17 protein-coding genes and 1 tRNA gene are annotated in these 25,445 nt (G+C 44.9%); 12 read left to right on the top strand and 6 right to left on the bottom strand.

Annotated elements, in window-relative coordinates:
- Window positions 1-228: 228 nt before the first annotated feature.
- Window positions 229-795, top strand: a complete 567-nt coding sequence (locus tag GWR21_RS12670) for a hypothetical protein (protein WP_162332107.1) — start codon at window positions 229-231, stop codon at window positions 793-795.
- A gap of 9 nt (window positions 796-804) precedes the next feature.
- On the top strand, window positions 805-1,788 hold the full coding sequence (locus GWR21_RS12665) for a DUF4407 domain-containing protein (RefSeq protein WP_162332106.1): 984 nt from the start codon (window positions 805-807) through the stop codon (window positions 1,786-1,788).
- A 465-nt stretch (window positions 1,789-2,253) separates the two neighbouring features.
- On the opposite strand, the gene GWR21_RS12660 is transcribed toward GWR21_RS12665, so the two are convergent.
- A tRNA-Asp gene (locus GWR21_RS12660) sits at window positions 2,254-2,327 on the bottom strand.
- Between the two features lie 116 nt (window positions 2,328-2,443).
- Here GWR21_RS12660 and GWR21_RS12655 point away from each other — a divergent pair.
- Complete coding sequence (locus GWR21_RS12655) at window positions 2,444-3,397, top strand: acetyl-CoA carboxylase carboxyltransferase subunit alpha (RefSeq protein ID WP_162332105.1); 954 nt, start codon at window positions 2,444-2,446, stop codon at window positions 3,395-3,397.
- Window positions 3,398-3,498: 101 nt separating this feature from the next.
- Window positions 3,499-4,377: a 4-hydroxy-tetrahydrodipicolinate synthase gene (dapA, locus tag GWR21_RS12650; protein ID WP_162332104.1), complete on the top strand. Its 879-nt coding sequence runs from the start codon at window positions 3,499-3,501 to the stop codon at window positions 4,375-4,377.
- A gap of 71 nt (window positions 4,378-4,448) precedes the next feature.
- Here the strand turns inward: dapA and GWR21_RS12645 are convergent, their stop codons facing one another.
- Both GWR21_RS12645 and GWR21_RS12640 read right to left on the bottom strand, forming a co-directional pair.
- Entirely contained in the window at window positions 4,449-5,357 is a 909-nt protein-coding gene (locus tag GWR21_RS12645; protein ID WP_162332103.1) for a ribonuclease Z, read from the bottom strand.
- A 105-nt stretch (window positions 5,358-5,462) separates the two neighbouring features.
- On the bottom strand, window positions 5,463-5,837 hold the full coding sequence (locus tag GWR21_RS12640; RefSeq protein WP_162332102.1) for an STAS domain-containing protein: 375 nt from the start codon (window positions 5,835-5,837) through the stop codon (window positions 5,463-5,465).
- Between the two features lie 195 nt (window positions 5,838-6,032).
- Between GWR21_RS12640 and GWR21_RS12635 the strand changes: the two genes are divergently transcribed.
- From GWR21_RS12635 to GWR21_RS12605, 7 genes are all read left to right on the top strand, one after another.
- Complete coding sequence (locus GWR21_RS12635) at window positions 6,033-8,567, top strand: ATP-dependent Clp protease ATP-binding subunit (protein ID WP_162332101.1); 2,535 nt, start codon at window positions 6,033-6,035, stop codon at window positions 8,565-8,567.
- 565 nt (window positions 8,568-9,132) lie between these two features.
- Window positions 9,133-10,959 (top strand): beta strand repeat-containing protein, encoded by a 1,827-nt coding sequence (locus GWR21_RS12630; RefSeq protein WP_162332100.1) that lies wholly within the window; start codon window positions 9,133-9,135, stop codon window positions 10,957-10,959.
- A gap of 84 nt (window positions 10,960-11,043) precedes the next feature.
- Complete coding sequence (locus GWR21_RS12625; RefSeq protein WP_162332099.1) at window positions 11,044-13,776, top strand: beta strand repeat-containing protein; 2,733 nt, start codon at window positions 11,044-11,046, stop codon at window positions 13,774-13,776.
- Window positions 13,777-13,815: 39 nt separating this feature from the next.
- A complete protein-coding gene (locus tag GWR21_RS12620; RefSeq protein WP_162332098.1) occupies window positions 13,816-15,387 on the top strand; it encodes a T9SS type A sorting domain-containing protein in 1,572 nt (523 codons plus the stop codon).
- A 400-nt stretch (window positions 15,388-15,787) separates the two neighbouring features.
- A complete protein-coding gene (cmk, locus tag GWR21_RS12615; protein WP_162332097.1) occupies window positions 15,788-16,474 on the top strand; it encodes a (d)CMP kinase in 687 nt (228 codons plus the stop codon).
- A 437-nt stretch (window positions 16,475-16,911) separates the two neighbouring features.
- Window positions 16,912-18,864, top strand: a complete 1,953-nt coding sequence (locus GWR21_RS12610; protein ID WP_162332096.1) for a tetratricopeptide repeat-containing sensor histidine kinase — start codon at window positions 16,912-16,914, stop codon at window positions 18,862-18,864.
- Window positions 18,865-18,882: 18 nt separating this feature from the next.
- Entirely contained in the window at window positions 18,883-19,659 is a 777-nt protein-coding gene (locus tag GWR21_RS12605) for a LytR/AlgR family response regulator transcription factor (RefSeq protein ID WP_162332095.1), read from the top strand.
- Between the two features lie 225 nt (window positions 19,660-19,884).
- On the opposite strand, the gene GWR21_RS12600 is transcribed toward GWR21_RS12605, so the two are convergent.
- Both GWR21_RS12600 and GWR21_RS12595 read right to left on the bottom strand, forming a co-directional pair.
- Window positions 19,885-21,111, bottom strand: coding sequence for a 4-hydroxy-3-methylbut-2-enyl diphosphate reductase (locus GWR21_RS12600; RefSeq protein ID WP_162332094.1), 1,227 nt, complete (start codon window positions 21,109-21,111; stop codon window positions 19,885-19,887).
- A 46-nt stretch (window positions 21,112-21,157) separates the two neighbouring features.
- Complete coding sequence (locus GWR21_RS12595) at window positions 21,158-22,036, bottom strand: rhomboid family protein (protein WP_162332093.1); 879 nt, start codon at window positions 22,034-22,036, stop codon at window positions 21,158-21,160.
- A 222-nt stretch (window positions 22,037-22,258) separates the two neighbouring features.
- On the opposite strand from GWR21_RS12595, the gene rpsA reads away from it, so the two are divergent.
- Window positions 22,259-24,151, top strand: coding sequence for a 30S ribosomal protein S1 (rpsA, locus tag GWR21_RS12590; RefSeq protein WP_162332092.1), 1,893 nt, complete (start codon window positions 22,259-22,261; stop codon window positions 24,149-24,151).
- A 206-nt stretch (window positions 24,152-24,357) separates the two neighbouring features.
- Here rpsA and hxpB read toward each other — a convergent pair whose 3' ends face one another.
- Window positions 24,358-25,017: a hexitol phosphatase HxpB gene (gene hxpB / locus GWR21_RS12585; protein WP_162332091.1), complete on the bottom strand. Its 660-nt coding sequence runs from the start codon at window positions 25,015-25,017 to the stop codon at window positions 24,358-24,360.
- Window positions 25,018-25,445 lie beyond the last annotated feature (428 nt).

Genomic DNA, 25,445 nt, shown 5'->3' with positions numbered 1-25,445 from the left:
CAAAGCGAAAGAAAATACTACATCGCGATATGTACCGCTGTGTTCACTGCCATAGCGATAAAGATCTGCAGGTACATCACCGCCAGTATCACTTTTCGACAATTGAGCAGAAGTTTCGCCTTCCCTGGGATTATCCGGATCATTTGCTCATAACGCTTTGTGAATCTTGTCATAGCAAAGGACATAATAAATATAAAGTACCTACAATCACTATTTAATAAATTATCTATGGGATTATTTAATATTTTCAACCGGGAGCGTCTAAATGGGCACGACCAATCTATGACAGTTGAACGACCTTTAGCCGATATTCCAGAAACGACCTTCATAGAGAAGGAGACTGTACACCAGGAGCAGAACGAGGACAAACCCGCTGCGCCCCTAAATGGTGGGATACATGTTTTATACGATTTTCTGGATAAAAATTACGAATCGAAAGGATATAATGATGCATTGATAAATCCAGACACAACCCATCTCGAACAGAATGTGATTGCGTTGAAAAATGATCTTGAAAGATCTATTAGAAAAGTGAAGACCTTTTATGAAGACTTTATCCGTCAAATTAATTTTCATATTGCTAGCAGGAGCAGAAGTGGAATGATAGACACAGTGGAGGAGCTTACTGTCAAGAAGGAAATTGCCGAGAGCCATATTAAGCAGGTCAAAGAGATTGAAGAGCAGGCAAAAGTTAATGAAGGAGTGGGACATGGTATCGTTATCAGCTATACCCGGGGATTCAGAAATGGTCTTGCCGCCATTTCCGGTCATATTATTTTAAACAAAAACTTCTAAACTAGCGTTATGAAACATCTATGGATCCGCTTTGGTTGCTTCATGACTGGCTATAACTATAGCATCTTGCAGCGCTGCAGTGAAGTTGCCTTTAAAACCGTGAAGAAGTATACGGCAGCCATTCTGATCGTTTGTATTCTGTGGTTCTTTATTGGCTTTACATTCGCACATCGTTACTTATCACTCAGCATTCCTGGGTGCATACTAGCGGGAATCCTCTCAATAATAATCATTGTACAGGTGGAAAGGCAGATTGTACTTACTATTAATCCAGGTCGGTTGTTGATATTATCCAGGGTGTGCCTTGCTTTCATGATGTCCATCCTGGGCGCGGTAATTATTGATCAGATATTGTTTGAAAAAGATATTGAGATTGAGAAAATAACATATGTATCCGAAAAAGTTGACAAGATTTTACCATCAAAAAATGAAGAATTATTAAGGCAGATAGCCGCATTGGACACGACGATTAATAAAAAGGAACAAGAAAAGGCCAGTTACATTGATGATATCAGTAAACACCCCACTACAGTGGTAAAAACTACCCAAACAGCAACTAAACGGATACCTGTTCAAGCTATATCATCCTCTGGTAAGGATACGACTATCTGGCGTACAACCAGTGATTATATTGTTGGAACTACACAATTACCAAACTCTAAAATAACACTGCTGCCATCCCTTGACTCCGTTATTGGCAACATGAGGGACCAAAAAGCACAAAAGGAGAACAAGTTACTGCACATGAGGCCTGAACTGGAGAAGGAAATGAAAGCGAAAACGGGCTTTCTGGATGAATTAACAATTATGACACGGATGTTGTCTGGTTCTTATGTGGCACTAGGTTTCTGGTTGCTATGGATTTCGTTCTTTCTACTTATAGAGATGCTGGTCCTTTTTAGTAAAATGGGTGATAAGTCTAATGATTACGATAAAGTTGTGGTACACCATATGAACCTGCAGATGAGGCGATTAGAGGTTCTCGGGAACTGATTTGAATAAGTATATTGAATGAATGTTTCTATCTACTGTTATCATACAAATATGGTAAAATTGAAGATGACCAAACAAACGCCAGATATTGAAAGCAGTAAAGTTAGAACAGTTTATGATTATCCCTTGCAGTTACATAGAATCTATCTTGAATTAAACAGAATGATATGAAGGCTTATTCAACGTGATGTTTTTTACAACGCACAACGAAAATAGGATTTACTCACGATTCTATTGTAGTCAAATCATCAAAATTACAAGCAATAACTCTGGTCAAAAAATGACCAGACGTCCAAAGCTCCAGATTTCTTAATCTGATAAGTTCAATATTTTTGAGAAACTAGCCTGTTCTTTTTGTGGAGAAAGATAGGATTAAGCCACTAAATGGGTTACGGTCGGCATCATTCGCAACATGGTCTTAAAGAAAAAGCCTTCAGATATTATCTGAAGGCTTTTTTGTTCCTGCGGACCAGACGGGACTCGAACCCGCGACCTCCGCCGTGACAGGGCGGCATTCTAACCAACTGAACTACTGATCCTTCCCGTGTTTCGGGGTTGCAAAGATAGCAACAAACAAATCAATTTTGCAAATCTTTTTTAAAAAATATTTTAGGGTTTATCTTTACAGCGTACTTTAACCAATTTTATAAAAAATATGCAATTCCTGGATTTTGAGAAACCTATTGAGGACCTGTATGATCAGTTGGCAAAACTGAAGGAGAATGGAGCAAAGTCAGGTGTAGATGTTACAGCTACTGTAAATGAGTATGAGCAAAAGATCGCTAATACCCGTCTTGAACTGTATGAACACCTTACCAGTTACCAGAAGGTCCTGCTCAGTAGGCATCCCGATAGGCCCTATACTCTTGCCTACATCGAGAAGATGTGTACCAATTTCGTGGAGCTGCATGGCGACAGGAACGTGAAAGACGACAAAGCCATGGTCGGTGGTTTTGCTGATCTGGATGGTGAGACAGTCATGTTCATTGGTCAGCAGAAAGGGGTAAATACGAAGATGCGTCAGATCCGCAACTTTGGTATGGCTAACCCGGAAGGTTACAGAAAGGCCCTGCGCCTTATGAAACTGGCAGAAAAGTTCAATAAGCCTATTGTTACGCTGATAGATACTCCCGGCGCTTACCCTGGACTTGAAGCTGAAGAGCGCGGACAGGGAGAGGCGATTGCCCGTAATATTTTCGAAATGGTGAAGCTGCGGGTACCGGTTATCTGTATCATCATTGGCGAAGGTGCTTCCGGTGGTGCGTTGGGAATTGGTATCGGAGACAGGATATTGATGCTGGAAAACAGCTGGTATACGGTGATCTCTCCGGAAAACTGTTCAACTATCCTCTGGCGTAGCTGGAACTTTAAGGAAAAGGCTGCTGAAGAGCTGAAGCTGACATCCGACCACATGAGCCGCTTCGGTCTGGTGGATGGTGTTATCAAAGAACCACTGGGTGGTGCGCATGTGAATCCGGACGAAATGGCGGACATCCTGAAGCAGAAGATCAAGGATACCCTGGCTGAACTGAGAAAGATCGATGCTGATACACGTATAGAGCAACGTATCGATAAATTCAGCAACATGGGCTTTTTTGAAGAACGCTAAAAATATTTCGTTATATACCGTTCCAAATTGTCATCTTTGCACCTCTTTAGGATTGATAAAGAGGGCGATTTGGAATTTGTTATCTGGAATTTACACTCAATATGGAACAATTGAAAGGCACCGGTGTGGCACTGGTTACGCCCTTTAAAAAAGACGAAAGCATTGACTGGAATGCTTTGGAGAAAGTGATTGATCATGTGATTTCCGGCGGGGTTGACTATGTAGTATCCCTGGGGACGACCGGAGAAACGCCTACACTAAGCTCAGAAGAGAAGCTGGACGTTATGAAGTTTACCTTTGAAAAGGTGAATAAGCGTGTGCCGGTAGTTGTAGGCATTGGTGACTACAATACCCGCGACGTAGTCAAGCGACTCGAAACCTGTCCACTGGACGAGGCAGCTGCGATACTGAGCGTTGCGCCGTATTACAGTAAGCCTAGCCAGGAAGGATTGTTCCAACATTATAAAGCCGTTGCAGCAGCATCTCCGAAACCTGTCATCCTGTATAACGTTCCCGGCAGGACTGGTCGTAATATGACAGCGCAGACAACCCTGCGTCTGGCAAAAGAGGTAGAAAACATCGTGGCGATGAAAGAAGCCAGCGGTGATATGATCCAGTGTATGCAGATCATCAAGGATAAACCGAAGGACTTCCTGGTTGTCAGTGGTGATGATGCGCTGGCATTTCCTCAGATTGCTACAGGTATGGACGGGCTGATCTCTGTGGCAGCTAACTATTTTGCGAAAGATGTAGCTGACCTGGTAAGAGCTGCACTGGCAAGTGATAATGCCAAAGCACGTGAACTGCATTACAAGCTGCAGGAATCCTTCGACCTGATGTTTGAAGAGAATAATCCTGCTGGTGTGAAGGCGTTTATGGCTGAAGGTGGATTGATCGAGAACGTATTCCGCCTGCCGGTAGTGCCTGTAAGCGCTGGTTTACAGAGCCGTATCGCTGCTTTCAACAAGAATTACAAGTAAACCGGTAACCGGTAAAATAAGGATCCCCGTGCTGCCTGGCAGCACGGGGATCGCTGTTTTGTACAGATTTGTCAGATAATATAGCTGGTACCTTCCATGGCCACATCAGCATTGGGGAATACTTCGCGGCATTCTGTCTCAAAAGGGGTCAGATCGGTGTATTTCGATGAGAAGTGCCCTACAATAAGCCGGAGGGCTCCAGCCTTTAATGCCAGTGTGGCAGCCTGTACCGTTGTGCTATGAAATCTTTCAGCGGCTCTTTCCGCCAGATCGCCGAGATAGGTAGTTTCATGATATACCAGGTCCGCATCATTGGCGTATGGGATCAGTGACTCCGAAAAGGCGGTGTCAGCAAAATATACATATTTTTTACCTTTGGGAGGTGGCAGGGTCACCCAGTCGTTTTTAACAAGCAACCCGTCTTTACGCTGATAATCAGCGCCCGCCTGGAGGTGGGAGAAATACGCAGCAGGTATCTCATATGCCTTGGCCTGGTCGGGAATGATCTTCCTCTTCCGTTTCTGCATTTCAAACACAAATCCGTAGCAGGGAATACGGTGCTGTACAGGGAAGAAGCTGACCGTCAGGTCTTTATCTTCCAGGATAACGCCTTGTTTGTCATCTGTCAGGGGAACGAACTGCAGCTTGAACTGTAGGATGGTACCGGAGCATTGCAGCTGCAGCTGAATGATGGTTTCCAGTTCCGGGGGCCCGAACACCGTCAGCGGATTCTGCCTGCCCAGCAGACTAAGGCTATTTAAAAGCCCTATAAGGCCGAAATAATGATCTCCGTGAAGGTGACTGATGAATATGTATCTCAGGCGGCTTCTTCTGATCTTATAACGCGCAAATTGTAATTGTGTGCCTTCTCCGCAATCCAACAGTATCAGCTGATCATTACATGTAACTATCTGAGCTGTTGGGTGTCTTTCTAACGTGGGAAGTGCTGAGTTATTACCTAATATGGTGACTGCAAACATGAACGGAAAAAAATAATTACCAAATTTCCTTATTTATTCCGGGAAATGGAACGTATTTCCACATACCGGAAAAATAGGGCATCAATATGTGAGCAGGAGAAAAAATTATTCTTCGTCCTGCAATAATTCCCTCTCAAGATCCTCCATCATTACCATATCAATTGCTTCAGACATAGTAGGGACAACATTATACACGGAATCATCCGCATTTTTAAGGGCATTTGTTAAAGTGCTGTTAAGGCCGGTTACGGCACAGGATAGGCCGCTGTCATACTGCTGGTGATATACTGTTAAAATGGCTTTAATCCCACTCTCATCCGCATTTTCCACCAAGCCCATGTCCAGTATGAGGTTGCGACCTTCCAGGTCTGGTAATTCAGATACCTCTTTAGTAAACCCGGCTGACAAATTAGCATCCAGTTGCTTAATTTGAGGCTGTACAACCAGTATTTTTTCTTTGGTATCAATTTTGAATTCCATAAGCAAGATTTTCTTTTATAAGTTAGTAAATAAGTAATCGGGAATCCTGCCAAATAACAGCCTTCTTTCTTACTTCACTGGCCTTAATTGTATACTTGTACTATTAAAGTGTTAGGGTAAAGGTAAATCAAAATTATTTGCTAATATTGTATAAGCAAGTCCCCGTAAGGGTTTTAATAATTTAATATTCTCACAATGGACCAGAATTTTTCACCGCAAGTAAAGGAGATCATTTCGTTTAGCAGGGAGGAAGCTTTACGCTTAGGGAATGATTTCATCGGCACAGAACACCTGCTGCTTGGCATAATTCGAGAAGGGGAAGGGACAGCTGTTAAAATTCTGCAGGCCTTAAATGTAGACCTTTATGAACTTCGTAAAGAGGTTGAGTTGGCCGTAAAAGATAAAACAGGAAAAAATATCGCCAATATCAACAGTCTACCACTCACAAGGCAGGCAGAAAAGGTAATACGCGTTACCGTGCTCGAGGCGAAGGCACTAAAAAGCCCAACCGTAGAAACAGAGCACTTAATGCTTTCAATCCTCAAGAATAAAGAAAACGTTTGTACACAAATCTTACAACAGTTTGACGTGGATTACGACACTTTTAAAAACGAGCTGGGCTTCGTAAAATCAGCCGATCCTAAGGCGGAGTTTGATGATCCTGGAGAGGAGGAGTTTGAAGATGAGCGCAAGAGTTTTGCCTCCAAGGCTAAGCAAACCAATACGAAGTCAAAAACCCCTGTGCTGGATAATTTCGGCAGGGATATTACAAAGCTGGCCGAGAGTGGCAGCTTAGACCCTATTGTTGGCCGCGAGCAGGAAATTGAGCGTGTATCGCAGATATTGTCCCGCCGTAAAAAGAACAATCCGATCCTCATCGGGGAACCGGGCGTGGGTAAAACAGCCATCGTGGAAGGCCTGGCGTTGCGTATCGTGCAGCGTAAAGTGTCCCGCGTACTGTTTGACAAACGCGTCGTAAGCCTAGATCTGGCAGCCCTGGTGGCAGGTACAAAATACCGCGGACAGTTCGAAGAAAGGATGAAAGCCATCATGAACGAACTGGAAAAGAACCGCGATGTCATTCTCTTCATAGATGAGATCCATACCATTGTTGGTGCGGGCGGCGCTTCCGGTTCCCTGGACGCTTCCAACATCTTCAAACCGGCACTGGCTCGTGGAGAACTTCAGTGCATCGGTGCATCCACCCTGGATGAATACCGTATGTACATCGAGAAAGATGGTGCATTAGACCGTCGTTTCCAGAAAGTAATGGTAGAACCTCCAACCGTGGATGAGACTATTCAGATCCTGAATAATATAAAACCACGCTATGAAGAATACCATAACGTGAGCTATTCACAGGACGCTATTGATGCATGTGTGAAACTCAGTGATCGCTATATGACAGACCGTCTGTTACCTGACAAGGCTATTGACGTACTGGATGAAGTGGGCGCAAGAGTACACCTGAAGAACATCAATGTTCCGCAGAATATCCTCGACCTGGAAAAACAGATCGAAGACATCAAACAGGAAAAGAACAAAGTAGTTAAGAGCCAGCGTTTCGAAGAAGCAGCTGCATTACGCGATACCGAAAAGAAACTCGGAGAAGACCTGGAGCGTGCGAAAAATGTGTGGGAAGAAGAAGTGAAACACAAACGCTACCCGATCGACGAAGAAGCTATCGCTGAAGTAGTGAGCATGATGACAGGTATCCCTGTTAAACGTATGGTACAGGCCGAAACTGAAAAACTCCGTCGTATGGGTGAAGACCTGAAAGGCGCTGTAGTTGGTCAGGATGAAGCCATCTCTAAAGTAACAAAGGCCATTCAGCGTAACAGGGTAGGGTTGAAAGATCCTAAAAAACCAATCGGTACCTTCATCTTCCTCGGACCTACCGGGGTTGGTAAAACCGAGCTGGCTAAATCCCTGGCCCGCTATATGTTCGACTCTGAAGATAGCCTGATCCGCATCGACATGAGTGAATATATGGAGAAATTCTCTGTAAGCCGTCTGATAGGTGCGCCTCCGGGATATGTTGGTTATGAAGAAGGTGGTCAGCTGACTGAAAAAGTACGCCGCAAGCCTTACTCCGTTATCCTCCTGGATGAGATCGAGAAAGCTCACCCTGACATCTACAACATCCTGTTACAGGTGCTGGACGATGGTATCCTGACCGATGGTCTGGGTCGTAAGGTGGATTTCAAGAACACCCTCATCATCATGACTTCTAACATTGGTGTACGCCAGTTGAAAGATTTCGGTGCAGGTGTTGGTTTCACCACCACTGCAAAAGCAAACACAGAAGAAGACAACACAAAATCAGTAATTGAAAAAGCACTGAAACGTACCTTCTCTCCTGAGTTCCTGAACCGTATCGACGACGTGATCATATTCAACTCTCTAAGCAAAGAGCATATCTATACTATCATAGATATCACGATGCAGAGTGTGCTGAAACGCCTGAACAACCTGGGCTTCAGCCTGGAACTGACAGAAGAGGCCAAAGGCTTCCTGGCAGAGAAAGGTTACGATCAGCAGTTCGGTGCCCGTCCACTGCACAGAGCCATCCAGAAATACCTGGAAGACCCGCTGGCGGAGGAAATACTGAATATGAATATTCATAACGGCGATGTATTGATTGCGGATCTCGACAAGGAAAATCAGAAACTGATCTTCACCTTGAAGAACTCTTCAAAAAGTAACAAATCCGAAAAATCAGAGGCATAATAAGCCATAGTTGATAGACATTGTTTTAATAGAATCCCGGGCGTAAGTCCGGGATTTTTTGTTTATATACCCATCCGTTCGGGAATAAAAACGCGCAGTATATCATATGGATATATCTTTTATAACATTAATGTGTTATGTCAAAGCGATATCCCTGAATTCAGGGATATGATTATCAGTCCCTTTTCAGTATGCGAAAAAATATATAAATGATAATCAATGCTATATGAAACAACACTATTTGCCAAAATGATACGTTCATGTCATAACAGAATGTCAATAATATTAGATATTTGCACCATACAATATTACTGCCGGGCTCGTCTGGCGTGTCAGCATATAGCGACATTCGTAAACGGATACATGTGAACAATAAGACATCCACAACTTTTTAACCTACATTTTACGGAAAGACTGAGCTAAACCGCAAACACAGGTAGTGACCTGTTGTGTCATGCAATGGTACAACAGGAAAACTATGACCCTGAGTGTGATGGATCGTTTGCAGATGCCAGATACTATTTAATTAATTAACAGATAATATAAATATATCTATCCCTATACTATGAAATCAGTTATACGTAACACTTCCCGTACGCTTGTTCTGGCTGGTGGTATCACCCTCGCAGCTACAGCGGCTAACGCTCAGATGAAAATCGGTGATAATCCGTCCCAGATCACTAAATCAGCGATACTCGAGTTGAATAGTACCAAACAGGGTCTCCTGCTGCCAAGGGTACCCAACTTCACCGCTATTGATGCCGCTATAGGGACTGATCCCGTGGATGGTATGATCGTATACCTGGCCAGTGGTACTCCCGCTAATGACGGAGTATATATGAGAAGAGCAGGGGCCTGGGTGAAGATCGCCAGTGCCGGTGATGCTATGGCCAACTGGAGCCTCAAAGGTAACGCAGGTACTACGGCTACTGATTATATCGGAACTTCTGATGCGCAGCCGCTCTCTATCCGTACCAACGCAACTGAAGCTATCGGTGTACAGACTGACGGACAGCTGAAGTTTGCCGCTGTTAATGTAAATAATGCGCTGCTGGACGTATTATTGCTGAATCCCACTACTGGTATCGTTTCTAAGAGATCTCTGCCGCAAACCGCTTTCAATAGCCTGCTTGCCAATATCAAAACCAGCGCCGACTCTGCTAATGCGCAGTTCAACGTAACTGAAGATGCTGCTACCGGGCAGATCACTGTAAATGCGCCGATCCTGGCACCATCTACCACCGCGACTTATGGTTTCCTGAAAAAATCAGACTGGGATAAACTGCAGGCATTGTCCAGCGGTACAAACATGACCATCGCTGATTTCATTACAACCGTAGCTGCTGCTGAAGCTAACAGAGGTGGACGTATTACCTATGATGCAGCAACTGCCAGCTATAAACTGGAACTGGTGGCTGCCGGTGCAACCCAGGCTGGTATTGTCACTACGGGTACACAAACCTTCGGTGGAGACAAGACCTTCAATGGTGCGACCACAGTAGGTAACACATTAAATGTAACAGGTGCCACCACCTTATCCAATACTTTAGCTGTAACCGGCACCAGTACACTGACCGGCGCTACCACTGTAGGTAGTACGTTAGATGTAACCGGTAATACCAACTTAGGTGGTACGCTGACTGTAAGCGGTGCATCCACACTGAATACACTGGCTGTCACTAACGCAACCACACTCAATGGCCCTGTTACGCTGAATAGCGTGGCAAACGCTGCTACTGCTGCATCTTATGATGTGTTAGTACGTGAAGGTAGTGCCGTAACCAAAAGACCTTTTGATCTGGATGCGATCTCTAAAGCGATCCGTACCATCAATGCAGGTACTGGTACTACTGATAATGTGAATGTGGCTTTCAAAACTGACAGCGTTGGCACTAACTTCGATATTCAGGCCACTGCCAATGATGTATCGTTTAATTTGCCAAACGCAAGCGCAGTTGATGCTTCTCACACTGCTGCCCAGCGAGGTGTTGTATCTACCGGTAACCAGAGCTTCGCGGGTAACAAGAGTTTCGCTGCAGGTGTAGCTGTAGGTTCTGCTGCTCCGGCTAACTCTACCCTGGAAGTGAACGGTTCCGTACAGATGAAGATCTATAAAACTACCGGCTCTTACACAGTAACTGCTAATGATAACACCATTCTGGCGGATGCAACCGGTGGTTCACTGACCATCACTCTGCCGGCTCCGACTGCTGCTATTGCAGGTCGTATCTACACCATCAAAAAGATTGGTACAGGCGATATCAACAACACAGTCAGGATCCTGCCAACTACCGCTACAATCGAAGGTGGTGCGGATTATATGATCTATAACGACTGGACCTTCGTAACTATACAAACTGATGGTACTAACTGGTACATCATCCGGAAATAATCAGAAATATTATCTAACAGGAGCAGTGAACCACTGCTCCTGTTATTCATGCTTCTCAGCATTTCCTGCAACCTTTAAAGACCTATGAAAATATTGAATTGTCGCAGCGGTCTACTTGGATTGTGTGTGATGTTACTACCCGCTCTTACACACGCTCAGCAATTGAAGCTGGGAGCTGCTCCTACCGTGATCGAGAAATCTGCATTGTTAGAACTGAACAGTGATAAACAGGGTTTATTAATGCCCCGTGTAAGTAATTACGGCGTTGCGCCATTGAACGCTGCACCTGATGGTATGATCATTTACTATGTTCCTGATAAAATGCTCTACATCAGGAAAAATGGTGTGTGGAGAAAACTGATCGATGAAACAACTACCACTGGCATTACATCGGTGAATGGACAAACAGGTCCTGCCGTAACATTAACCACCAACGATATTTCTGAGTCTGTAAACCTGTATTACACAGATGCAAGGGCAAGGGCCGCATTCAGTGCCGGTACTGGTATCAGCCTTACTGGAGGTGGAGTGATCTCCGCTTTAAATACTTCTGCGCTCTGGAACGCTTCCCAACTCCAGGGAAGGAATGTTTCCAATAATACGCCTAACAATAATGATGTATTAACCTGGGATAACGGAACGGGTAGATGGATTCCCAAAGCGCCGACGGCCGGCAGTGCCGGAACTGTGACATCAGTAGGATTATCTATGCCTTCCATATTCAACGTAACAAATAGTCCGGTGACCTCAACCGGTACCTTAACGGCTGCTTTCAATGATCAGGCCAGAAACCTGGTATTTGCTGCTCCTTCATGGGGTACCGGACAGCCGTCTTTCAGAGCGCTTGACGCGAGCGATATCCCTGGCCTCGATGCGTCAAAGATCAACAGTGGTGTGCTGCCAGTGGCGAGAGGAGGTACTGGTATCAACTACCTCGGTTCCGCCAAAGATGTGATGAAAGTAAAAGCAGATGGTAGTGGTATTGAATGGTCAAATGACTATGTAGCTTTGACCTCTACACCCAACTTTAACGGTGATGTCACAGCTACAGGCAACTTTTATTCTGTGAATACTTCACTTGTGAACGTTGGTACTGCCGGTACCTATACCAAAGTAACCACCGATGCGAAAGGGAGGGTCACATATGGTACCACACTGGCCGCTGGTGACATCCCGAACCTGGATGCTGCTAAAATAACGACTGGTGTTTTCCCTATTGCAAGAGGTGGTCTGGGTATTAACTACTACGGAACCGCCGGACAATCGATCAGAGTAAACAGCGCCGCCAACGGTTTTGAATATTATACGCCTGCTGCATCTTCCACTACCATTACCTTAACCGGTGATGCAACTGGTAGCGGTACGACCAGTATTCCTGTAACACTGGCAAACAGTGGTGTCACCGCCGGCACCTATACTAAAGTAACTGTAGATGCCAAGGGACGCGTGACTACAGGTAGTGCTTTAGCCGCTACTGATCTGCCTGCAGGTTCGGGTAACTATATCCAGAATATCAGCGCCGGCATACAGACGGCTAACTTCTCCATCAGTGGTAACGGTACTATAGGAAATAACCTCTCGCTGACATCTATGACAGCTGGTTCTATATTGTTCGCGGGCGCCAGCGGACTGGTATCTCAAAAGAATACGAACCTTTTCTGGAACAATACGACTAACCGCCTGGGTATAGGAACCAATGCTCCCAACAACACATTGGAGGTAGCAGGTACTACTGCTGCTACCGGCATATCAGGCCTGCGTTTAAAGGACCTCAACGCTGCAACGGTACAGGCCTACAACAGTAAGGTATTGTCGATTAACAACAACGGCGATGTGATCGTTACGCAGAATGCGGCAGCGAATAACTGGCTGATCAGTGGTAACAGTGGTGTTGATGCCAATAACCAGTTCCTTGGTACTACTGATGACAATAGAATGGTGATCAGGTCCAATAACACGCCATTGCTGGAATTTGGACGCAGACAAACATTGGGTCTCACAGAAGGCTATACAGATTATACCGATAACGATGAGATGGTAACGTATATGCGTTCCGCACTACAGTTTTCGGTGCCTGCATCAGTAAGCTTCTATAAACCAAAGATGTGGACAACTGCAGACGGGAACTTCCGTATGAAAGGTAGTTCTGCCGGAACAGATTATTTCGAATTTGGTGCAACCGGTACGAACAATAACGGCGGATTTGAATTTATCATCGGGGATGATGGCGATGAGCCGATTGTTTTCAAAAGCTATACCTATGCACCTTCTCCGGGAACATTCACTGAGATCATGCGTTTGCAGAATAATAACGTGGGTATTGGTCTGGCAGGTGCCACTCCGGCAAAACGTTTACACATAGACGCTAACAATGATGTACTACGTATCGCCAACCTGCCTTCTGGTAGTGGTTCTCCACTGGTTATTAACAGCAATGGCGATGTGAGTGTTGGTACTGCGGGTAGTGGAAGTACCACGACCCTGACGGTTGGTACCAATGGTAACGGTCCGACGTTAACAGCCAGTAACAACAACGGTGCTAATACGAACCTGAATATCGGCACGGCTACCTTTATCCGGGTTTCTGCCAGTGGTGATTTTACGATAAACAGTATTGCAGGTGGAACGGATGGCCGTATGATCACTATTTTCAATGCTTCTGGTAACGATATGACCATTGCAAACCAGGGTGGAGGAACCGACATTAACAGGATCAATACAATGGGCAATACCATCAAAACAAATGGTCAGGGCTCTGTGAGCCTGATCTATTCTGGTGCTGATAGCAGATGGATCGTTACATCTTTTGTTCAATAACTATGCACACGAAGCGATACTATAAAACATAATACCTGCATGAAGAGATATTTACTCCTATTATGTTTTCTGGTACTCTCAATAGATACCATCACTGCCCAGCAGGCAGCATACATTCCTGCTGATGGTAAAGTGTGGAGTTTTGGGAACGTCGCCTTTTTTGGTGATGTGACCAATGATGGGACGCTGGGCTCCAGTCCGGCGTCAGTGCTTTATTTCCTGGGAAAACAATGGACGAACGGATATACAGCACTTCTATCTGACGAAAGTACTTCAGGTACCAGCGGTACCGGCGGAATATTCAGGTTTGCAGGCAATAAAGGTCAGCAGATCGTTGCCGGTGGATATAACGTTGCTGCAAGATCAGGTGCCAGTTTCCCCAATCTGGAAGTCAGTAATGCCAATGGTATTATACTGGCAGATCTCAATGATCTGCAGGTGAGGAATACATTACAACTAACTAACGGGCATGTGTATCTGAATGGTTGGAACCTGCTGGTAGGAAATAATAATCCTGGTACGATCAGCGGATACAGTGATCAGCGTTTTATCGTTACCGGCCCTGAGACGGCTGGAGGGTTCCTGTATCGTGCAAAGCTGAGCAATGCATCCGGACAGGTGGTCTTTCCTGTAGGCACCAGTGCGAGGAACTATGCGCCGGCTGGTGTGAGGTATGAGGGTAGTCCGGAGGACTTTAAGGCAAGAGTATTTGACAGTGTATATCAACAGGCGATAGCAGGAAGGATACTGTATGACAGCGTTGTATTTAAGTCATGGCATCTTGGTAAGGATGGTACAGGTTCAGGACTGACCACTGTGGCCCTGCAGCATATGGATGCCGATGAGGCCGCAGAGTATAAGGTGAATCGTGCCAGCAGTTATATCAGCCAGTTCGGTGACAATAGCTGGGAAAGACGTACAGGCGTTAATGATAATATGGCGCCCGGTACATTGACGACACAGCCGATGCGTCAAACCGCTACAATGCATTCGAGGGGGATGCCGGGACTGGGTAGTGATGCCTATTTTACGAAACTGACTTCATTATCGTACAGTTATCTGCCGGCAGATATCATTCATTTCAATGCTTACCGCATCAGTTATTCACTGGTTGACCTGGTGTGGACAACGAGCCGCGAGACAAATAATGCTGTCTTTGAGATCGAGCGCATGCTGGATAATGAAACGTCATTTAAGAAAATAGGGACCGTTGCTACCAAGGCACCCGGTGGTTACAGTACCACCCGCCTGGAATATTACTGGCAGGATAACAATCCTTACGACGGATGGAGCTATTACCGCATCAAGGCCGTATCGTCTACTGGTAAGTATGTCTATACCGACGTAAGGGAGGTAGGACCATTGATCCAGGCTACAGTATTCCCGAATCCGAACTACGGTCAGTTTAAGGTAACTGTCAAAGGTATTAAGACACCATTGATCGTACAGATATATGATACCTGGGGACAACAGATCCGTAAGCTGGAGATGGTCGGTCAAAGTGAGCTGGATATCAGGGACATGCCTACCGGTACGTACTTCCTGGTACTGACACACAAGGAGAGCGGCAAGCAGGCGTATGTTTGCAAAGTCGTGGTTATAGACCATTGATCCTGATTGTGTTACGGGTAGATCGGGTTTAGTTCGGAATGGGTGTGCCAGGTATGTGGATAACAAACAGTATGCTTTTTATATCCGTTCATCCAGCATTCATATAGCGCCTGGTAAGCCTACTTAATAGGCATCTTACCGTCACTTCAAGGGCACCAAAAGGGCACCTCAATATCCCGGCGATATTGAGGTGCCCTTTTGGTGCCCTTGAAGTGACGATATAGACCCGATATCAGACATTTGTCAGGGCATAAAATGGGAGAGTGCTGGCAAAATGTATAGCAGGTACCACCCATTTCATTTTATTTCGCTAAACCGGGCGATCAGGCTTTCACGTTTCTACATTTTTCCTTTAACTTTACACCGTCTAATTCATTCTACAGCATTTAATACCGGGGTTTTGAAAAAGATTATTATCACGATAGATGGTTATTCTTCATGTGGGAAGAGCACGCTGGCAAAACAACTGGCAGCGCAGCTTGATTATGTCTACATTGATAGTGGGGCCATGTATCGTGCAATAACGCTTTATTTTATTCAGAACAGGGTGGACTGGAACGACCATGACGCGGTAAAGGCGGCATTGGCAGACATTCACCTGGAGTTTGAGTTCAACCCTATGTCACAGGCATCGGAAATTACCCTGAACGGGGAAAATGTCGAGCACATGATCAGGGAAATGCTGGTTGCTGAAAAGGTAAGTGAAGTGGCAGCCATAAAGGAAGTACGCGAACTTGCCGTTGCACAGCAACAGAAAATGGGCAAAAGAAAGGGTATTGTAATGGATGGAAGGGATATCGGTACAACGGTATTCCCACATGCAGAACTAAAAATATTCATGACCGCTGACACAGCCATTCGTGTTGAACGCAGGTTCAAGGAATTGTATGCCAAGAACAAGAATATCAGTATTCACGAGGTAAAAGAGAACCTTGAGCTCAGAGACTATATAGACACAAACAGGGAGATCAGCCCATTGAGAAAGGCGGAAGATGCCATTATCCTTGACAACAGTCAGTTAACCCAGGATGAACAGCTGAAGCTGGTGATGCAGTGGATAGAAGATGCTGTTTTGGTGCAGTCCTGAAATTATTTTTTAGTTTTAAAAAATCCTTTTTAAATTTGTTGTATTCCCGGTACCGACCGGAGAGAAACCCTTTCAGTAATTTTCCACATCCTCTAGAATTTCCTGCAATTTTATTATTGTATTGTGTTGACCGGTTCATACAGTGCGCCGTTTAATCAAATATATTTTACCCAACAGGGTCAAGAGAAGTCGTATAAGGTCTCAACGATCTTACTATAACTATATCCAAAGACCTGTTGCTATTAACCGTTACGAAACTTAGATTATATATATCGTGGCTTTGTGGGCTGATATTTATTAAACTTAATGTGGTGCAGGGCAGGAATGCCTGCTTTGTTCCATATTTTCAGTAGGTGTATTCGGTTAATAGGAAGAAGGGGCGAATTCTTTCGCCCTTTCGCTTTTTTATTTAACTTGTGGTATTACCTGGCTGATGCATGTTTAAAGGCTACTTTTATCTACTTTTCGTGCTCTTCCTGGTAAAGGGGAATGATGTGATAGCCCAGGATTCGGTGCTTGTATTCCGTACGCTTGATTCTGCCAAAAGGCTCCCGGCAGATACAGGTAAGGTGAAATGGTTAATAGAGAAAGGCAAATCGCTTGGACGCTACTTTGATAAACAAGGGGCGGAAAATCCTTTTTTCCAGGAAGCAATTCTGTTGTCGCAGCGCATAAAATATGCGTATGGACTGTTCAATGCATATAATGAAGCGGGTAGCGCTAAAAGAAACAAATCAGAGTATCTCCTCGCTGCTGATTATCACCAGAAAGCTGTTAAATACGCTGAAGAAGCAAGAAATGACCTGTGGCTCTGTATTGCCCTGAACAATACCGGTGTGGACTACCGCCGGATGGATGACCAGCTGGAGAAGGCATTTGATTATCATTTCAGGGCCCTGCAACTGGCCGAGAAGATCAATGATGTCCGTAATATCTGCGTAGCGATCAATAGCATCGGAAACATTAATCTCTCTACCGAAAAATATGCAGAGGCGATCAATCATTTTGAAAAGGCACTCGAACTGGAGAAGCAAAGCAAGAACAATCTGGGAGTAGCGATCAACCTGGGAAACATAGGCTACGCCTATCAGGGACTAAAACGACTGGACCTTGCGATCGAATATTATAAGAAATCCCTCGCAGTAAATCAGCAACTGAATAACAGTATCGGACTGGCCATCTGTTATAACTCGCTCGGCTCCGCCTATCAGGAGAAAAAAGACTACGCCCAGGCACTTGAATATCTGAATAAAGCTTTGGAAGTCAACGGTAACGTAGATGATAAGGTCCATGTGGCAGAAAGTTATCTGAACATTGCGAAACTGTGGAGCCTGCAGGGAAAGCATGAAGAAGCCCGTAAATACTTTATGCAGTCCATCAACCTTAGCCAGAGCTGGCGTTTTAAATACCTGCTGATGGAAGGGTATAAGGCATTGGCCAAGGACTACAAGGCTTCCGGTGATTTCAAACGATCAATGGAAGCAATGGAAAAATCGCTTGTGTATAAGGACAGTCTGATCAGTGAACAGTCTTCGCTGGCGTGGGCACAAACGCAGGCGATCTATGATGTGGATCGTAAAGATAACCAGATCAAGTCATTAGAACATGATAAACAGCTGGGTGAATTACGTACCAAACGTAATGTGGTATATACATTGTCGATGGCAGGATTTTTAGTGATGCTGATAATAGGAGGGTTCTTCTATATCAGACACCGCAACCTGGAAACCAATAAACAGACCCTTCAGCTGGAACTTCGTTCTTTGCGTGCCCAGATGAATCCTCACTTTATTTTCAACTCACTCAGCTCTATTCACCGGTTCATCTGGAGTAATAACCAGGAAGAGGCGTCAGATTATCTGACGAAATTTTCCCGGCTAATGAGGATGATCCTTGATAACACCCAATACACATTCATATCTTTGAACAAGGAACTGGAGTCATTACGCCTTTACCTGGACCTGGAAAAGCTGCGCTGCAATGATGTATTTGAATACCAGATCAATGTAGAAGACGATATTAATGAGGAGGAAGTAATGATTCCACCGATGATCATTCAACCATATGTAGAAAATGCGATCTGGCATGGTCTTGTACATAAATCAGGCAAGGGGATGCTGGATATAGCTGTCACACTGAAAGGAAAAACCCTGACCTGTACGGTTACAGATAATGGTATAGGACGTAAAAAAGCAATCGAGATCAAGGAAAAAAAGGGACAGACCCATCGCTCAATGGGGATGAAGGTAACAGAAGGCCGTATAGACCTCATCAGGAAGATCAACAATACGAAAGAAGCGGACGTGACGATTATAGACCTGGAAGATGAGACGGGTAAAGCATTGGGTACAAAGGTGACACTGATCTTACCCGTAGAATTTATATTTTAAAAAACCTACACACACAGCATGAGCGAAATTAAAGCAATCATTGTTGATGATGAGCAACATTGTATAGATGCTCTCCAGACTATGCTTCAGAAGAAATGTCCGGAAGTGACTGTGCTGGGAGGCGTGAACAGTGTGAAAGAGGCAAAGGAGCTGATAATGGAAGTGCAGCCGGATGTCGTATTCCTGGATGTGGAAATGCCTCATCAGAACGGTTTTGAGTTACTGAAAATGTTTGATAAGATCACTTTTGATGTGATCTTTACCACCGCTTATGAACAATATGCCCTGAAAGCCATTAAGTTCAATGCACTGGATTATTTACTAAAGCCTTTTAGCGTTAAAGAGCTGCAGGACGCGATACAGAAATGTATCAGCCGGCGAAACGCCGCAGGGAATAGTGCGCAGCCGGAAATGAATACTTCTCCCCTGGAAGTCTTCCTGCAGAACATGAAGACACTGCACCAGACACATAAGAAGATAGCACTGCCGACTATCAACGGGTTGGTTTTTATGCCTGTACAGAATATAGTGCGTTGTGAGTCAACAGGTAATTATACCCGGATCTTTTTTACAGATAAGAAGAATCTCATGGTATCCAGGCCGTTAAAAGAGTTTGAAGAGCTGCTCACGGATGTTGACTTCTTCAGGGTACACAATTCACACCTGATCAACTTACAGCAAATGCAGTCGTATATACAGGGTGAAGGCGGGTTTGCATTGATGAGTGATGGAACGCAGGTAGAAATTTCGAGAAGAAGGAAGGCAGATTTCCTTAAAAAAGCGATGCAGTTCTAACCAGATTTAATCTGTTTTACGCCACTTACAGGAAATAGACCACCGGATAATAATTCTCTATTGCGTGCATACGCCTGAACGACTACTTTTGACTCAGGTTTAAACTTATTACGATATAAAATTTTTTTTCTCTGCATTACTAGCATTGATTAGCCCCAAAGAAAAAAGACACCGCCTGGTGTCTTTTTTGCTTTTATACCTTTCGGAGAATGATGTCAGCATTATTTAGGCAAAAGTAGCTGCGACAGCTTCCATTTTATATTCCAGATCATAGAAGGACAACAGTTTTCTGATCACTGCTTCAACGAGCGCATCCGGGCAGGAAGCACCGCTTGTCAGCATGATAGTGATCTGTTCCTGTTCCGGAAGGAAGGAGGTGCTGTGCAGTTCCTGTTTGTGGTGGAAGTCCCAGTGATGGATCTCACTGGATGACACCATTTTTTCTTCAGAAGAAATGAAATAGGTAGGCAGTTTCACTTCACAGAGTTCTACCAGGTGTGAGGTGTTGGAGCTGTTGTAACCACCTACGACAATAGCAAGATCAGCATCCTGCTGCAACAGGCCGGTTACTGCACTTTGGTTATCGTTGGTTGCATAGCATAGGGTATCACGGGTATCGGCAAAACGCTCACTGACGTTATCAGCAGTCAGGGCATATCGGTCCATGATCACATTTTTGATGTAGTCAGCAATTGCCTGTGTTTCAGTGGCGAGCATGGTCGTCTGATTGACGACGCCCACACGCTGAAGGTCTTTGGTCACATCGAAACCCGGGGAGTACTGGCCATTGAAGTGCGTATAAAACTCTTCCGCTTTTCTTTCTCCGGTGATGAAGGTAGCCAGCAGTTCGGCTTCCTTTATATCTTTTACCACAACAGTAGGCGTATTACTAAGGCTGTGGGAGAAGGTTGCACGGGTTTCTTCATGTCCTGGTTTGCCGTGTACGATCACCGTATAGGATTGTTTTCCGATCTGCTCAGCTTTATTCCAGACCCTTTCCACAAATGGGCAGGTGGTATTGTATTGCAGGGGAGCGATGCCCAGGGACGAGAGTTTTGCTTCTATTTCCAGGGTGGTACCGAAGGCAGGGATGATGACAATATCATCAGGGGTCAGTGATTCCCATGGAACCAGCTGTTTGCCTGCAGTATCCATAATGAACCGTACACCTTTAGCCAGCAGGTCATTGTTGACATGTGGATTATGGATCATTTCACTAAGCAGGAAGATCCGTTTGTCCGGATTTTCCTCTACTGTCTTAAAGGCTATTTCAATGGCATTTTCGACACCGTAGCAGAAGCCGAAGTGGCGGGCCAGTAATATTTTCAGTGGACCAAAGTCCAGCACAGTCGGTGTAAAATCCTTTTTCATACGGTCCTGCTGCTTACGGCGGTTCTTAATAGCCGAGATCAGCGGACTGCGATATATAATAGGAACGTTAAATGTTTTCATCTGGCGGCAAAGTTACATATTTTGAACGGCAGGGATACAAGGCAGGTTATTCCTGGCTCATTTTCTTCAGCCATGCTTTCTCTTCCGGGCTGAGGCTCTCCATGCCATTGTCATTGATCTTGTCGAGCAGTTGGTCCAGCCGCAGTTGTTTGTTTTCTTCCTGGCCGGCTTTTACCACTTTAAGAGGAGATTTTTTCGGTTTGAAACGGCGCCGTGCAGCCGAAGCCCGGCGGGAACGGTTACTAAAAAGCCAGATCAGGGGCTGACACAGGTCAGTACCATTATTCAGGAACTTGATATAAACGAAACCGAACAGGGCGCCGCCCATGTGAGCAGAGATACCGCCCCAGTTACCCTGGGTAAGGGAAACGAGGTCCAGGATAATCACTACGATAGCCAGCCATTTGAGCCGGATAGAACCTATGAAGAGAAGGCCTATCTCATAATTGGGCAGTTTGGTCGCACAGGCGATCAGAATGGCCATAACAGAAGCAGAAGCACCGATCATAGGCGCGTTGTATCCACCCAGGGCCAGGTTATAAAGCAGCAGGCAGGCGATACCACCAGCGATACCACCTAATAAATATAGCGGAAGTATGCGCTGATTGCCGAGAAAAGACCTGAAAATGCTCCCGAACCAGTACAGGTTCAGCATATTGAAGAACACATGCAGAATATCAAAATGCGTGAACATGTAGGTGAGAAGGCCCCAGGGTTTCTGCAATGCAGCCATAATATTGGTGTGCAGGGCAAGATTATTTTCTATAAAGTCGGTAATGGGAGTTAACGATGTAGCAAATTTGCCGGTCAGGCGCATAATTCCCAGGACAAGGAAAACAACGACATTCCAGAAAAGAAGATGGTTAATGGTGTTTCCTTGTTTAAGCCAGTAGCGAATATCAGAGCTGAATGAGGTCCCGTTCATAGTTGAAAATTAGTACAAAATCTGCAATCGTAAATCTATTTAACATTACATTTTTTTCCTTGGGATAGCGACTCTCGGGGAGATTGGAAGGAAGAGGCGGCAACGCTGTTAAACATGTGAAAAAAACTGACTTTTTAATGATTATTAATTATCTTTGCCGTCCAACTAAAACTTTCGGGCACAAAATCCGAAGGAATTTAATTTAAAAGGAGGAACCAAATTTTGGCAGAAAACAACATTACTAACGAACAAAACGCTGAACAACAGGCACCTGTAGCATCAGCACAGGAAACAGCGACAACAAATGCGCCTGTTGCCGTAACCGCTCACGACGATTTCGACTGGAGCGTGGACAAACGCAATGTATCTTCTTATTCTAAAGAAGAGAAAGCGAAGTACGATGCAACGTACGACAACACTTTCAAAGTGATTGAAGAAAACGGTCTGCTCACTGGTACTGTAGTTGGTTTAACCAAAACAGACGTAGTGATCAACATCGGTTTCAAATCTGACGGTCTGATTTCACTGAACGAGTTCCGTGATCTGCAGGGTCTGAAAGTAGGAGACGAAGTTGAAGTACTGGTTGTTGAAAAAGAAGACCGCGATGGTAACCTGCACCTGAGCCGTAAACAGGCTCGTCAACAGCGTGCTTGGGAAAAAATCGTGGAAGTTTACAAAACTGGCGAAGTGGTTACTGGTACCGTTACCAGCAAAACCAAAGGCGGCTTGATCGTAGACGTTTATGGTATGGAAACATTCCTGCCAGGTTCTCAGATCGACGTTAAGCCTGTTACAGACTACGATCAGTTTGTAGGTAAAACAATGGAGTTCAAGGTAGTTAAGGTTAACGAGGCTATCAGAAACGCAGTTGTTTCCCACAAAGCGCTTATCGAAAGCGACATCGAACAGCAGAGAGTGGATATTATCTCCAAACTGGAAAAAGGCCAGGTTCTGGAAGGTACTATCAAAAATATCACCGATTTCGGCGCATTCATCGACCTGGGTGGTCTGGATGGTCTGCTGTACATCACCGACATCAGCTGGGGACGTATCTCTCATCCAAGCGAAGTACTGCAGATGGATCAAAAGATCAATGTGGTTGTACTGGACTTCGACGACGAGAAAAAACGTATCAGCCTTGGTTACAAACAACTTACTCCTCACCCATGGGATACCCTGCCTGCTCACATCACTGAAGGTGCGCGCGTAAAAGGTAAGGTAGTGAACATCGAAGATTACGGTGCATTCCTGGAAATTCTGCCTGGTGTAGAAGGTCTGGTACACGTATCTGAGATCTCCTGGGCTTCAACTCCTATCAATGCTAAAGAATTCTTCAAATTAGGCGAAGAATACGAAGCAGTGGTAGTGACCCTGAGCAAAGAAGAGCGTAAGATGAGCCTGTCTATCAAGCAACTGACAGAAGATCCTTGGGCTACTATCGAAACTAAATTCCCGCTGGACAGCCGTCACAAAGGTATCGTGAAGAACATCACTCCTTATGGCGTATTCGTTGAGCTGGAAACTGGTATCGGTGGTATGATCCACATCTCTGACCTGAGCTGGATCAAACGCTTCAACCACCCAAGTGAATACACTAAAGTGGGTAGCGAAATCGAGGTAGTTATACTGGGTATCGATAAAGATAACCGTAAACTGAGCCTTGGCCACAAACAGATCGAAGAAGATCCTTGGAATACTTTCGAGACTATCTTCCCGATCGGCTCCGTTCACGAAGGTACTGTAGTGAAGAAAGACGAGAAAGGTGCTACAGTTCAGCTGCAGTACGGTCTCGAAGCCTACGCTCCTGCTCGTCACCTGCGCACAGAAGATGAGAAACCAATCAACGTTGAAGATGTGAAAGAATTCATGATCATTGAATTCGATCGTAGCGAAAAACGTATCCTGGTATCTCATACAAGAGTGTGGGAACAAGCTAAGAACGAAGAGAAAGAAGCAGTTGCCAAAGAAAGAAAAGCAGAAGCTGACAAAACTCGTAAAGCAGTGAAAACTATCCAGAACAAGGTAGAAAAAGCTACCCTTGGCGACCTGGGTGCGCTGGCTGAACTGAGAGAGAAGCTGAAGCAGAACGAAGGCGACGAAAAGAAAGGTGAATAATCTTTTTTAGGTTGTTGAAATACACGAAGGGTGTTCGCAGTAGCGGACACCCTTCTTTTTTATACATGATCCTGTGTGACGTATCACCCTACGACCTGTAGTTTGTGCAGGAGAGCCGGGGAGGAGAACTATCACATTGGTGATAAAAAAGAAATCCCGGTAGCCATTGGCTACCGGGATTTCTTTCTACTTAGATATTTAGCAGTTTAGGCTTTTAATCTGTCCAGGATCTCATCATTAAAGTCCAGCAGGGAATTTAATTGTACGTCTGCCAGTGCATAACGTTTGTTCTGGCGGTTGTGCGCCTCAGGCACCACTACAGTTTTCATGCGTGCAGCTTTAGCTGCTGTCATACCCGTTACAGAATCTTCAAAAGCAATACAATCGATCGGCATGCTTCCCAGCTTTTTGGCACAAGCCAGATAAACCGCCGGATGTGGCTTACCATGTGACTCGAACTCGGCAGAAGAGATAGCGTCAAAACGATCCCTGATACCCATATGATCAACAGCTGATTCGATCAGGCGCAGGGGAGAGGAAGAGGCCAGTCCTATTTTGAAGTTCTTTTTAGCAAAATAGTCCAGTATATATTCCAGTCCTTCCATTGCTTCACCTTTTGCCAGGATCTTTGCGATCACGGCATCGATGATCTCGTTGGTAACCTGGTTATTATCTTTTCCTTCCCATTTGAAGTAATGCTGCCAGTAGTCAACTACTTCCGCTGTACGCAGGCCGGTAGTATGGCTGTACAGTTCTGATGTCAGGTTAACGCCTACAGTGGCGAAAACCTCGCTCATTGCTTCACCCCAAAGTGGCTCAGAATCAATCAGCAGCCCATCCATATCAAAAATCACCGTGTTTATCATGTGCTTTTCTTTTAATCCGCGCCGCAAAGTTACAACAGGCCGGGCAGAAACACACGTTTGCTGTGCTGGGGCATAAATAATAGTTATGCCGTATAATCTATAGTTATGACATTGATCACAGTCCCAGGGCTGCTATCTCTGGCGTAGCCTGTCATACAGGGCTTTTCAGTGGATCACGCGCTTACGAAAGAACCTCCACGGTACTATTAGCACCTTGTTGCGCCCTCCTAAAATACTTTTGGAAATCTCCCCTAGATTTCTAACTTTGTAATAGTCTACTAAAGTAATGGGGAATATAGGAATGGATAGACAGTTTATGTGTTTTGAATGCCGTTGCACAGTCGCAAATGGCAGATGGAGGCGCAGTTGTATACGGTGAATGATCAATAAGGAATCAAACTATATATACAAAGCCTCCGACAACGTAC

This window comes from Chitinophaga agri, from assembly GCF_010093065.1.
In the GTDB taxonomy this organism is placed as follows: domain Bacteria; phylum Bacteroidota; class Bacteroidia; order Chitinophagales; family Chitinophagaceae; genus Chitinophaga; species Chitinophaga agri.
This window is presented reverse-complemented; position numbering and strand designations above follow the sequence as displayed.

Bases quoted from the DNA above. Each gene is read 5' to 3' on its own strand.
- GWR21_RS12670 (WP_162332107.1), top strand. From the start codon at position 229: ATGGGATTATTTAATATTTTCAACCGGGAGCGTCTAAATGGGCACGAC.
- GWR21_RS12665 (WP_162332106.1), top strand. From the start codon at position 805: ATGAAACATCTATGGATCCGCTTTGGTTGCTTCATGACTGGCTATAAC.
- GWR21_RS12655 (WP_162332105.1), top strand. From the start codon at position 2,444: ATGCAATTCCTGGATTTTGAGAAACCTATTGAGGACCTGTATGATCAG.
- dapA (WP_162332104.1), top strand. From the start codon at position 3,499: ATGGAACAATTGAAAGGCACCGGTGTGGCACTGGTTACGCCCTTTAAA.
- GWR21_RS12645 (WP_162332103.1), bottom strand. From the start codon at position 5,357: ATGTTTGCAGTCACCATATTAGGTAATAACTCAGCACTTCCCACGTTA.
- GWR21_RS12640 (WP_162332102.1), bottom strand. From the start codon at position 5,837: ATGGAATTCAAAATTGATACCAAAGAAAAAATACTGGTTGTACAGCCT.
- GWR21_RS12635 (WP_162332101.1), top strand. From the start codon at position 6,033: ATGGACCAGAATTTTTCACCGCAAGTAAAGGAGATCATTTCGTTTAGC.
- GWR21_RS12630 (WP_162332100.1), top strand. From the start codon at position 9,133: ATGAAATCAGTTATACGTAACACTTCCCGTACGCTTGTTCTGGCTGGT.
- GWR21_RS12625 (WP_162332099.1), top strand. From the start codon at position 11,044: ATGAAAATATTGAATTGTCGCAGCGGTCTACTTGGATTGTGTGTGATG.
- GWR21_RS12620 (WP_162332098.1), top strand. From the start codon at position 13,816: ATGAAGAGATATTTACTCCTATTATGTTTTCTGGTACTCTCAATAGAT.
- GWR21_RS12610 (WP_162332096.1), top strand. From the start codon at position 16,912: ATGTTTAAAGGCTACTTTTATCTACTTTTCGTGCTCTTCCTGGTAAAG.
- GWR21_RS12605 (WP_162332095.1), top strand. From the start codon at position 18,883: ATGAGCGAAATTAAAGCAATCATTGTTGATGATGAGCAACATTGTATA.
- GWR21_RS12600 (WP_162332094.1), bottom strand. From the start codon at position 21,111: ATGAAAACATTTAACGTTCCTATTATATATCGCAGTCCGCTGATCTCG.
- GWR21_RS12595 (WP_162332093.1), bottom strand. From the start codon at position 22,036: ATGAACGGGACCTCATTCAGCTCTGATATTCGCTACTGGCTTAAACAA.
- hxpB (WP_162332091.1), bottom strand. From the start codon at position 25,017: ATGATAAACACGGTGATTTTTGATATGGATGGGCTGCTGATTGATTCT.